Below are 14306 nucleotides of genomic sequence, written 5' to 3'. Positions count from 1 at the left end.
AAGAATTAAAAATTAGTTTTAATATGATAAAAAACCAAATCAAGTTTAACGTGGTTATTGAGCGTATGCTTGGGCTAGAAAACGTGGCCAAGGTCCACGTTTTCTACCAACATCCCGCGGAGTAAAATCGAAGAATAAAACTTAAATTTTAAAATAGTAAAAAATCAAATTAAGTCGACCGCAACCAAAGAGCGTATGTTGGGCTAAAAAGTGTGCCAGTGGCACAATTTCAGGCCGTTGACAAACTAAAAAAATATTCATTTCGAGCAGATAAAAAACCGTTGAGTTCGGTTGTTTATCCCGATTTATCGTACGTAGTGAGTCGAGAAATCTCACGAGATCTCTCCGTGCGTTCGTTTTACTCACACTAAAACACGTTTGCCTTTCAAACTTCTTCGTGCTTTCGCACTTAGTTTTAGTGATGATTGTACCAACTCAAGGTACAATCATCTAGTCGAGATGGTACTTAGTTTAAATTTTATTTTAAAATAAAATATTATCTACATTCATACTTTGTCTACGCTCTGAAATGTTCTACTGGCACAATTTCTACTAATGCCCCGCGGAGTAAGTATGAACAATAAAAAAATATTCTATCAAAACTGATTTTTAAATTTATAAAAAAAATCCTCTTAATAAAAAAATTAAGGGGATTTTTTAGTGGAAAAAAATCAATTTTAGTTTATTGTTTTAATTTAGTAATAAAGCTAAAATTGATTGACTATAAAAATCATAAAGGCTATAATAAATATAAGGAAAAGTCTGAAGTCTACCTTATTTTCAGACTAATAAAAAGCAAAATATTATCTAAAAACTTTATCTAGATTTTATTATATTTAAGAAAGATACTTATAAAGACAAAAATGTTTTTATTTAGAGAAAAAATATAAAAAAGGAGTTCATATGAAAAAGATACTAAGAAAACTAACATCGTTTTTGATGGCTTTTTTTATGGTAGTCCAAGTTATGCTTCCGGCTTTTATGACAAAATCTAAGGCCCAAGAAGAAAACCCAAACACCATAAAGGCTATTGATAAGCTAGAAGAAGACAAAGATTCTAGTCTCTCGGTAAGTAAATCGCATGAGATTTATGATAAGAAACAGAGTAAAAAAGATGAGGATAAATTCTCTGTAGCAGTAAGTCTTCCAGATACCACATCTAAATTTAGGCTTGTAAAAAGAAATGACCTAAAACTTTACGAAGACACTTATTATAAGACAAATGAAGAAGCTAGCAAGGAGTATTGGCATATAAAAGATATGCTAAATAACCAAGGCCTAGACCTTGATTTGGATATAATTGAAGATGAAAACGGCTACAAACTTAGTACAAAAGAAGAAAATATAGAAGAAGACAAAGAAAAAAGTCCATACGGTGAAAATTACTCATACATAGACTTTAAAATAATGGATGATTTTGATTTCAACGAAAAGGGAAATCAAAAACTATTTAAGGAAGAAAAATTAGTTTTCAACATAGAATTTTTAAAATATGAATCTCCAGATCCAAACTTCAACCTCTATGAAAAAGACCAAGAGGGAAATTTGACCATAAAAAATGAGGGAGATATCTTAGCCCTAATTCGTGATAAAAAGAAAACTCTATACACAACAAACTCCTTAAAAGAAGATTTTGAAAATATAAAAACTTTAAAAGAAGAAAAAGAAAAGAAAGAAGCCGAAGAAAAGGCTAAAAAAGAAGAGGAAGAAAAAGCCAAAAAAGAACAAGCTGAAAAAAAGGCTCAAGCAGAAAAGGCTAAAAAAGAAGCTGAACAAAAAGAAAAATCAGACCAAGAAAAATCTGATAAGAAAGAAGCTTCTAATCCTTCCTCAAATAAAAAAGAGAAGAAAGAAGAAAAAGACTCTTCAAACAAAGAAAGTAAGACTGAAATAAGTTTTGAGTCAGAAGAATCTTCAAAAGATGAAAAAAATTCTAATAAAGATTCTAATAAGGAAGAAAAAGCAAAAGATCAGTCTAAAAAACAAGAAGAAAATAAGACTCAAGAAAAAACAGCTGAGAAAAAAGAAGAAAAAACTGACAAGAAATCAACTGAAGAAAAATCAGAAGACTTACAAGGCATTATGCCAAAATTAAGAATGCTCTTTGTGGGTACACCTTACCCTGCCCAATCTAGATCAGCTAACGAAGAAGAAAAAGGAGGAAACAAGCTTAACTTAGAAGGCAAGAAATTCCATATCCTAACTCGCTTTGACACATCAAATGCGACCGGACCAATCCAACCAGTCCAATACTTTAATATTCACTTAGATAAACAATTAACAGTAAAACCGGGAACTAAGCTTGAACCTATCAGGTATAAGGGAGAGGTTATAGCAGAGCCAAAATACAACTCTAAAGACAATATCATTGAATACAAGATAGTTAAGGAAATTAAAGAAAATATCCAAATACCATTAAATATTCCAGTAGACTACAATCAAGGAAATGTAGAACTTGATAAGGATGGGACCTTTACAGTTATAAATAAGGTATCAGGTTTGGGACTAATTAATCCACCTAAGGACCTTCTTCCACAAAAGGTAGATGTAAATGGGAACCCTGCAGGATCAATCATAGAACCAGGCAGGAATGATGTAACCCAAATAGTTGACTCAAGTAAAAACTATAGATTGGATATTGACTCAGTAGGTAATCCAGTCATAGAAAACGGGGAAATGGTTGGAATAAACTGGGTAGTAAAAATTGAATCTGATAAAGATTTAAAAAATGACCTAGGAATGAAGATGAACTTCACTCTAGTAGAAGGTTCAGGACTTGAAAAAATCGAAAGCATTACTTCCAGTGATGCTACTGAAAAAATCCAAGATAATGCTATTAAAGGCAAGACAGGAATAGTTGATTCAAAGCACTCTACAGTAAATCAATCAACGAAATCCTATATGTATACTATCTATACACCTGTAAGTAATAGACAAGCTGACTATGTGTTAGATATATCTACTGTCCTTACTAAAGATTTGACTGATGGTCAACCATATGTCGGTGCAGTTAGAAGTGTAATGGATAAGGGATATCCAAAGGACAAAGTAGAACAAGACACACCTACCAGAGTAGGTATAAACAATCGTACTACTATAGAAGGTAAATTTTTATCAAACACAAAGGCTCAATGGACTATAACAGATGGAGTGTGTACATTAGATAAAAATAATGGCCTACCTTTAGAAACTAGAACTCTTAAAGGAGCAAATATAAAAACTGGTAAGAGAGTAGTTTATGGTGTAGATCCAACTACTGGTAAGATGGTAGTAAAAGAAGAAGAAAAAGGCTTAACTGATATTCCAGCTAAAGAAGCTGATCCTAATACTTCCCAAGCTGTAGGTAACATTGGCGTATATCAATTTACACACGACGTAGATGAATCAACAACTCCTAAATCTTACACTATGTCAGGAGTTGAAATATCAAAATTCCAAGACCTATATATTGACCAAGAATGGAACTTGCCAGTAAAAGGCATGACTATGCCAGGACAAAACTTTATTGCAAAAGATAATGATGGTAAAGAACTTGGTAAAGTCCATGTAGATAAAGGAAGCGCTGGAGAGACTACAAGATTTGTCACAATTCCTAATGCAAGATATTGGGATATTGACGAAAATTCTCACGAAGCTTCTAAAAGAGAAAATAAAATCGAACAAAAATTCGACCCAGATACAGTTGAAGCAGGTGGAAAAAAATACAAGTACAACGAAAATGCAAACTACTATCAAATCGATACAAAAAGTCAATATATCCACAACTCTGCAATAGAACAAACAACTAAAAAACCAGTAAGCTTTACTGTTGTGAAAGTTGATAGTAAAGACCCAAGTAAAAAACTTGCAGGAGCAAGATTTAAATTACTAGGTGATAATCAACCATCTATAATTACTGATGATCAAGGTAGGGCTAGCTTTAATAATGTACTTCCTGGAACTTATACTCTAATAGAAGAAAAAGCTCCAGCAGGTTATAAGCTTGACCAAGGAAGAAAAACAATCACTATTTCAGAAGATGGAAATATAAGTGTAAATGGAAGCAATATCCAATCAGGTGGAAGCACAAGTGCAACAAAACTAGTCCAACACGACAGCTACCCTAACTGGCCAGACTATATGAATGCCATGCACTATGGAAAGATTAATGACCAAGGCGAATTGGAATTCTACCTATACCTAAAACCAGAAAGCAATAATGGTAAAGATGGTACAAATAGAGATACCAGACTTAATATTTCTATACCAGGTGTAAGCATTACAGATGTAAAAGCTTACGACGTATCTCCAGGATATAGAAATAACGTTAAGCACAGCATGGAACAACAAAATGTTGATGGTTACATTCCTTTGCTTGGAAATAATGTAATAAATGCTTCAAATAATCATGTAATAACAGGTAAAGAAAATACAAGGGATCTTTATACAGGAAAAACTGGTTATGAAGTTTATTTCCCACAAGAAAGATTTGCAGGTGACTGGGGATTCTTAGTTAAAGTAAAAGCTAATATAGGAAATAAAAATTCTGTAAGTTTAGACTATGATTGGCTAACAAATGATGATACAGCTAACCAAACAAATCTAACTCAAAAAGTTGTTATAAGCAAAGCAAGTGGAGAAGGTGAAACTAACCAATTATTAGTAACAAACGAAGAATTTACAAAAAGTCCAATTTCTGTTACTAAATTTGCAGACTCTTTTAATAATAAAGGAAATAGAAATAGACTACAAGGTGCAGAATTTGTCCTAAAAGATAGTAATGGTAATGTAATTGCCAATAAATTTACTGACGAAAATGGTACAGCCGATTTTGGAAAATATCCACCAGGAACATACAGACTTGAAGAAAAATCCGCCCCAGATGGTTACCAAAAAAACGGTGTATATTTTGAAGTTGTAGTAGATGATGAAGGTCAAGTAACCTATACCGCAAGATTTGAAGATGGTATTGGAACTCCACAAGCAGGACAAGATTACTACATTGAAAAGGGTGAAGAAACAGGAAGCTCAGCAAAAGCTACAGTAACTAGTGTTAACCAAAGACTTGAATATCTAGAAAACGAACCAGGTGATATTGGTACAAAGACAGGCGTATGGGAAGCATATTCTTATGAATCGCTAAAATACCATGCCGATGTTACTTTAACTAATGTGTCAGAAGGGTCAAGATTTGAAATCCAATTTGATAGGAACCTTGACTTTACCCAATACTTTAGTGAATTCCCTAAGATAGTAATAGATGGAGTAGAAGTTGCAGATCCACACTTTGACTACAATACAAACCTATTGACTTATGTATTTAATAACAAAGCAAAAAAAGATGTAACAGCTTCGATCAACCTCAGGGGTATAATCCCGGATAAATATTTCGCTAAAGAAACAGGTAAGTATACATTTAATATAAAGGTAGCACCAGGACAAAAAGGAACTATTGGAGGAACCCCTAATTTAACCAAAGAAATAAATGCGGACTACGGCCGCCACCACTCAAAGACAGGCGACTCTAACCAGTCTTACTACTTTAGAGATGTATACCAAAAAGAAGATGGCAATTGGTATGTAACAGTTCTAACATATCTAAACCCACTTGGACTTGATTATAGTGCAAAAACAGTTAGATATAACTGGCTAACAACTGATTTTCAAGACAACCGTATTGCAGAATGGTCAGGTAAGGGTTACAAACCTCTATATGAACTTAATGATGTAAAAGTATACGGAACTGATTATGCAAAATATTGGTTAGAAGGAATCCCTTTAAATAGGTATATGCCTCTATCAATGGGTATAAGGCCAGAACAAGATCCAAATATCTACCACCTATTAGCGCATCAAACGATAAATCCTGGAAATGATAGTGAAAGGACACAAAATGGTATATATATTAACTATAATTCAGATAATATAAAAACCACAGAAAAATTAGCTACTAAAGATATTAATAAGGCTCCTCTTATTGTAAAAGTACCAAAACCAAAAGATAAGGGTGGATATGTAGTAGAACAAACCTTTAAGATTACTGATATAGAAAAATTCAACACAAAATGGAGAGCTTTCTATATGTATGATGGTAATCTTACATCAGCTTTCGCATCTAGGGCAAATGTAAACACAGCCATAGGTGATCAAGCTGGCGGAGAAATTCCAAAATATTACAGGGAAATTGTTGGTCTTATAAACAACAAATACAAACCAGGAAACTTTAAGCTTACAAAATACGACGAAGCAAATCAAACAAATAAACTTCCTAATGCAACTTTTGCATTGACAGATGAAAATGGAAAGAAAATTTACAGAACATCTGATGCAAATGGAGAAATTAACTTTGAAAACATTGCCCCAGGTAGATACTCATTAGAAGAAACCAGAGCACCAGAAGGCTATAAGCTTACTAATAAAAAATGGCAAGTTACAGTTCTAAGCGATGGTAGCGTAAGAATAAGAGAAACTTCTATAACAGGCGAAAGTAAGTTGTACACAAATGCGACTGTTCCTATTAATATCCAAGTTCCAAATAAACCAGTCGGACAAAAGTTTAGAGTCTACAAAAAAGATGGAAACGGCGAGCCACTTCCTGGAGCAAAATTCAAGATAACAGATCCAGATGATCCAAACTTCTCAGCTGAAGCTAGATCAGGACAAAATGGTATTGTAGAATTTGAAGATACTCTAAAAGAAGGCAAGAATTATATACTTGAAGAAGTTGAGCCACCTACAGGCTACAATCCACTAAATAAAAAATGGGTTCTAAGAGTAGAAGATGGCAAGACAAAAGTCTACAACTATTCAGAATCCACAAAAATCGGAGATGTAGAAAAGTCACTTCTTGGAGATAAGGACACAGAATGGGTTGATGTTAAAAATAGAAACACATCAGGCTGGTCTGACTATGACAATAGATGGACAGGTTGGGCAGATAAGAATCTAAATGCTCAGCATTTGGGTACTAGGATTATTGCTATAAATAAGAAAGAGAAATATGTAGTTCAAAGATATATAATAAACCCAGAAGCGAAAAATATTGATGCTACAACAGCAGCCACAATCCACAGAGAAAAACCAGAATATCCAAATATGGATTGGTACAAGGGTAATGAAGAAATAAAAATATTTACCCTAGAATCTAAAAAAGGTGGCAATACTGATGGTAAGGTTACTGGTCTAATATCTGACTTAAGATTTGCATCTTATACAGTAACTGATATTACTAAGCAAGTAAATAAAACTCCCGACACTTCTCATCATGGAGAAACTAGACTAAAATTAGAACTACCAAAAACGGACAAGCCAATAGTAGTTGACGTCAAAGTACCATATAAAGACGAAAACGGTGGAGTTGGTACTGGTATGGACTGGAGAGAATCTAACACAACCTACTGGAAGTCCGATTACTACGAAAGAGTTTCCGACATCAAAACTGCAGGCCTTGTAAGTGAAACTGGCGGTACAATAGTTGGTTCTTACGTAGCAGAAGGTTCACTTGATGTTACAAACGATCTTAAAACCTATGGATTTAAAATTAAAAAGTAAAAGATGGCGAAACTAATACAACAATTCCAGGAGCAGTCTTCAAACTAACAGGACCAGACGATAGTAAAGATGAAAGATTTATGACCACAGGCAAAGACGGAATGATTTCCTTCAACGGTCTAAAACCTGGTAAATATACACTAGTAGAAGAAAAACCAGCTCCAGGTTATGAAAAAACAGATACAACTTGGACAGTAAGAATTGCAAATGACGGCAAAGCTTATATAAAAGAAAATAGTAAAACTGCAAATCCAGATAATCCAAGCGTAACTGTTAGCACAAATTCAGAAACTGCTAGAAATAATCTAATGAGAAGATTACAAATGGCAGGAGCAAATACAGAGCTTGAAATTGGTGGAAATTTAGTAGATGTACTAAACCCATTAAGGGCTGAAAGTGATTGGGAAGTTGTAGATCCAGCTAGGTCAAATCAGCCTGATAATAGAAGTGATTCTTCTAATGTTAAGACAAAAATCACTCAAATAAACAAGGTAGATGGAAAGTATAGACAAATATTCCTTGTTAATTTAGATAATAGGGATATGACTTATTCTAAATTTGACTTCCACGCACAACCTCCACAAAGTAGTATCATTGGTGTGGGTGCAACGAAAGCTTCTAACGAGTCATATAACTTCAGGATTGTAAGTATAAAGTCAGTAACTGAGGACTCTACAATTGATAATATTAAATATGATGGTGAACGCTTTGGCTTCAAAGAAGCTAAAAATACCAAGTCTGATTCATATAAAAGATTTAGTGTTAAGCTAGATACTGGATATACTAAAAAAACTTTGGCAGTTGAAGTAGAATACACTTATCCAAAATCAGGCCCTATAGGTGTAGGTATGGATTACTATGCTTATACTAATGCACAAAAACAATGGGCTGCTGAAAACTATGACGGTGCAGGAGATATTAATTACAAACAACTAATAAAAAATTATAATTTGAAGATCCTTCCTTCGCAAAATGGTTCGGTAAAATCAGAAAAAACAAGTGATATTGAAGAAAAGGAAAGTGTTACACTAGAAGTTAAACCGGATAATGGATGTGAATTAGAACAATTAAAAGTTGATGGAAAAGATGTCACTGAAGATGTAAACAATAATCAATACACTTTCGCAATGCCTAATCACGATGTAAATGTAACTGCAAGTTTTAAAGGAAAAACTTATAGTGTAACTTACAATGTTCAAAATAATGGAACAGTTACAGCAAATCCTAAAGATAATATAAAAGCTGGAGATACTGTAACTCTTACACTAAATCCAATTGATGGATATATTTTAAAGTCATTAGAGGTTAATAGCGGGGCAGGACCTGTTGCAACTACAAAAGTAAATGACACAACTTACACATTTAAAATGCCAGCATCTGATGTTGGAATCAATGTAAGTTATGAAAAACCACAAGCTTCAACTTATAATATTAATGTTGATGAAAATATACAAAACGGTGCAATAAGTCCAAGTGTTAATTCAGCAACAGTTGGTACACAAATCAACTTGACTGTTACACCAAGTGAAGGTTATGAAATCGAAAGTGTAACAAAGGATGGAAGTCCAATTACAGCTGATGCTAATGGACAGTATAAATTCACAATGCCAGCAAGTAACGTGACTGTATCTGCAACATTTAAGAAAACAAAAACGCCAGACCAACCAGGACAAGGTGAAGTTGAAATAAAACCTGGCGAATTTGCACAAATTACCAACAAGCAAACTGGTCTTGATCTTAAGATTTACAAGAAAGACAGATACGACAGGAAGCTTGAAGGTGCTATATTTACAATCAGAAAAACTGATAAAAATTATGAAAATAAAGACCAAGACTTTGGGGTAAAAACGGGCACATCAAATGCTGAAGGACTTGTAGAGTTTAAGGATAAAGAAGGTAATCTAATTAGATTACAAAAAGGATATTATCTAATAGAAGAAACAGCAGCCCCACTAGGTTATAGAAAAGCAAATGCTCCTTGGAAGGTTGAAGTTGTAGAAGAAAATGGACAACTTGTAGCAAAATACAAGGGACCAGAAGAAACACCACAGAGCTTTATTGAAAAGAATAAAGATCTTGGCATCAAAGAAGCAAACGGTGTAAAATACGCAACAAAGATTACTCATATTGATACAGAATCAAGAACATTTATACAAAGAGTATATATTGATACAAGGGATAAAAAAGGAACTGTCAATGTTCAAATAAATCCAAAACACAAGAGAGAAGAAATCGACAGACCTGGACTTCCTCCAGTAACTATCAAAGAAGGTGTTAAGACAGCTTACAGGTCAACTTATAAGATAACTGGAATAAATGGCGATCCAGACCCAGCTCAAATGATCAAAATCTTAAATGACTATGACGTATCTTATCCAGATGTAAGTGTAGTCAATACTGCAAGGTGGAGACCATTCGATTGGGGATTTGACGAAGACCAACTAAATCTTGAACCAGGAGTATATTATATCGACATTGAAGGCTTCTATGATACTTCTATTATAGATAGGAATGTTACTAATGAAGTAGCTATAGATAAAAACTACAACTTCACTAAAAAAGATGGAGTAACTCCAAGTACTGAACCAGTACTAAAAGATCCTTACAAATTAACAAAAGAGCAAATGCCAGATGAAGATTTAGGTAAGATTGATATTGATATTGAGTTCTTTGATGGTGCAAGAGAGTTCCGACAATTGTACAATAATAATGGAACAATAGAATATCGTGCAATTAAAGATGATAACGGCAAGGACGAAGCGTCTTATCAAGACGGTGTAGTAGCAATTAAACAATGGTTAGAAAAATACTACAATAAAGAATATGCTAAAAGTTGGTTTAAGTCTAAGAAATATGGTCAAAAATATATAAATCAACTAAGTAAAGAAATAGAATATCCAACTTGGTACAATAACCAATGGTATACGGTTAGTAACAAATCAGGTGTAGTAACACCACCTGTTACACCAGGACAATATGGTTATAAAGCACCATCTAGTAAAATAAGTACAAGCATGGACATTAGCTCTCTATACTCATCAAATAAAGCAAACACAGTCCCTCAAGAAGGATTAAGTGTTATAAATGATGCAGAAAGATATAACATTACATTCTCTAAACACGGTAAACTTACTGACACTGATTCTGTAGAAGAAATTACTAAGAGAAGACTTGAAGGTGCAGTATTCAAGCTTGAAAAGAGAGTAAGAGAAGGAATCTATGAAGAAGTAGAAGGTTCTTACGTATCATCAGCCTTTAACGGTTACTTTGGTTTTAGAGGACTTGAACCAGGTCGTTACAGACTAATAGAAGTCCAAGCACCAAAGGGATACAAACCGATTGATGGACCACTTCTACATTTCTCAGTTGAAACAGTAAGTATAGTTTCACAAAGGATAACTGACCCAAGAACTGGTGAAAATATTAATGTAAATACAGTTGGATTTTATTTCCCAGGAAATTATAAATCTTACAAATTTGAAGAATTAGAAATGCGTGATCCAACAGACGATACAAAAATTATTAAATTTAGTGAAGCCAAGAATGCCGATTTGGAAACAACTAAAATAATAGATCCTACAGATCCTACAAAGAAAACAGAAGTTTCCTTGAGAGAATTGAGTATCAAGTTCCCAGGAGAAATAAAAGATAAAGAAGGAAAAGTTATTAAGGACACATATAAATTAAGTGAAATCCAAATTACTCCAACTTCAAATGGATATATTTCTCTAGAATACGATAAGGCAAATGGTGTTTACCAATATATTCCAGAAAAATCAACCACTGAAGAAAATGGATTGTTGGTAGACTATGTAACAAGCGCCACTGCCAAAAACATGGGTAAAATCGTAAACGAAAAACCAGGTAAGGGTAGTGTAACTATAAATAAAGTTGATGAACATGGAAATGCCTTAAAGGGTACTGCAAATGAAAAAGGTGAACTAACAGCAGGAGCTAAGTTTAAACTTACAAACTTAACAGATGGTTCAACACCTATAGAAAAAATAGTCGGAACAGATGGTAAATTATCATTTGAAGGACTTAAGATAGGTAACTACAAACTAGAAGAAATTGAATCTCCTGATGGACACATCAATACTAAGCAAGTATGGCACTTTACAGTAGGTGGTGAGGGTCTAGATCCATATTCTGGCTATATTGCAAGAACTGGTCAAGATTTATCTGACAAGATTACTCTTGAAACCACTAAAATGAAGGTATTAAATCCAGAATACGACACACCAACAAAAGAAGGGGAAATATATCCTCACAATGGTGAAAGTATGGAATTTACCAATAAGTTCAAACTTGCAGAAAACACAAAGATTAATCCTGGTGATTATTTTGTACTAAATATAAGTGACAATATAGACCTACACGGTATTTTTGAAAACAGCATATCAAATTTGGATATAGTTGCTGATGGAGTAGGTACTATAGCAAAAGCTGATTATAATAGAGAAGCTGGAACTTTAACTTATACATTCACAAAATATGCCGACACCTATACTCTAATTGATTTTTCAAATAAGCTTACTGCTTTTATAGACCTATATGAAGTAAAAACATCAGATAAAGGTCTAAGCGGTCAAAAAGTTGGATTTGGAATTGGAAAAGATACAAGTCAGTATAAAGACATCAAGGTTGTTTATGAACTAAAAATGGAAAAACATAATAATGGCATTGATTATCTAAATATGACTTCCAAGATAGTTAAGTATAATCAAGAAACTGGAGAATTCCTTCACTATTTCTATATCAATAGGGATAAAGAAAATTCACGTACAAATTCCTTCTACTATATTCCAAGTCAAGATGTAGAAAATGTAGTAATTACTAAGTACAGATTATACAACAACAATAAGGTTGAGGCTGATATGCCGGAATCATTTGGAGTTAATGAAAATAGTTCCAATATAAAAAGATCAGGCTATGGTGTATCAAGACAAAGCATGGATAAAGGAGAACTATTAGAGCTTCCATTTGAAAATGGTATGTCTCCTAGAGACTCATATATTGTAAAAGTAACAGGTAGAGTTTCAGGTAAAGATAAATCATCTTATCAAGCAGAAAGTGTTCTTCAAACATATAATTATTATAGTGGAAAATTATTTGTTGACAGATATGATGGTGTTTATGGATTTAAAAATGAAGCAACCGCAGACGCCAAACTTTCTATCAAAGCAGTTAACCCATCTAATAAGATAATCTTTAAGAAGATTAATAGTAATAGTGAAGCTTTACAAGGTGCAACATTCCAGCTTTTCAAGAAAGATAATAAAGGAAATTGGAACTCTCATGGTCAACCAATTACAACTAAAGAAGATGGATTGATTGAATATTCAAAACTTCCAAAAGGTGAATATCAATTAAAAGAAACTACAGCACCAGCGGGTTATGTAGCACCAGAGGGTCCACTTGCAGAATTCAAAGTAGATGATAATGGAAAAATATTTAGAAAAGAATACTACAAGGATAAACAAGGACAAATACAAGAAAAATATGTTGAAGAACCAGGTGTAGTACCAATAGAATTGGTAAACGAGAAGGAACATGAAATTGTATTTAAGAAAGTTGATGCAGCTGACAAGAGTGTTCTTGAAGGTGCAGAATTCCAAGTCTTGTATAAGCAAGACAAAGATGCTGAATATCCAAAAGATAGCATAAAATTATACAAGAATAGTGATGGAGTGATATATGCCTTCAAAGCTGATGAAGTTCCTTCAGGATATACAGAAGTAGAAGGCAATAAACTTACAAGTGGAAAAGATGGTATAGTCAAATTCAAAGTAAAATCCAATGGCTACTATGCTCTTAAAGAAACAAAAGCTCCATCAGGTTATATAAAACCAAGAGACTACGTTAAAGAGTTTGTAGTAAAAGATGGCAAGGTTCAAGAAGAAAAATACTTGACGGAAATGCAAGTTTCTAAGAAAAAGAGTAGGTTCTATGCTAATGGAATGCATGAAGTTTATAACACTGATATAATAATGAATATTAACCCTGATCATGAAAAGATAACTTATGAACAAGGTAAGTCAAAAATAACATTATCAGGATTGCCTTTGAATAGTGAATATTATGAAAATAATATTTCATCTAAAACAGGTATAACTATCAATGCGAAATTAGTAAACAAGGATAAGCAAAACTCTTCTACTAAGACTTATACTGTTCCTCTTAGTCAATATGATACTGACAGTAAGGGTAATATAACTATCTACCTTTATGAATTAGTAAAAGAATTGGAAAATAAAACTGGTGACACAATAACATCAGAAAATACTATTGAATTATCAATGTCTTCAACTCTAACCTTAAGTACAGTATTAGATATTAACTCTAAGATAGAAATAGGCGATGGCGATGATAAGATAAGTGAAGATAGAACATTCCACATTGGAACTAAGGGTGATGATTATGTTGACCACTCTTATAAGTTCACAACATCGGAAGAAATTTCTAAAGATAAAGGAACCAATGCTTATACTCCTATCCAAATAGAAAACAAAAAACTAAGCCTACCAATGACAAGTGGTTTGAGGGCTTGGATTGGATTTACTATTATTGGACTTATCCTAATGCTTCTTGCAGCTTATTATTACAATAAGAAAAAGAACAAGGTATTGGATATTGGAAAAAATAGTTAATCTTTAAAATTTATCTTAAATTTTTACTGACTCTTAATTTGATTGATTTCAAATTTGGGGTCAGTTTTTTTGTGTAAATTCTTCTTTTTTTATACAAAAAACTTTAATAAAGTATATAATATATGT

Annotated in this window: 2 protein-coding genes; both read left to right on the top strand. The window is 33.2% G+C overall.

Going from position 1 to position 14306, the window contains the following annotated elements:
• The first annotated feature begins 903 nt into the window (after positions 1 to 903).
• Positions 904 to 7530, top strand: a complete 6627-nt coding sequence (locus tag ANHYDRO_RS09355; protein ID WP_004814288.1) for an MSCRAMM family protein — start codon at positions 904 to 906, stop codon at positions 7528 to 7530.
• A 23-nt stretch (positions 7531 to 7553) separates the two neighbouring features.
• Entirely contained in the window at positions 7554 to 14180 is a 6627-nt protein-coding gene (locus tag ANHYDRO_RS09350; protein WP_244261651.1) for a SpaA isopeptide-forming pilin-related protein, read from the top strand.
• The last annotated feature ends 126 nt before the right edge of the window (positions 14181 to 14306 follow it).

This window comes from Anaerococcus hydrogenalis DSM 7454 (assembly GCF_000173355.1).
Lineage (GTDB): Bacteria > Bacillota > Clostridia > Tissierellales > Peptoniphilaceae > Anaerococcus > Anaerococcus hydrogenalis.
This window is presented reverse-complemented; position numbering and strand designations above follow the sequence as displayed.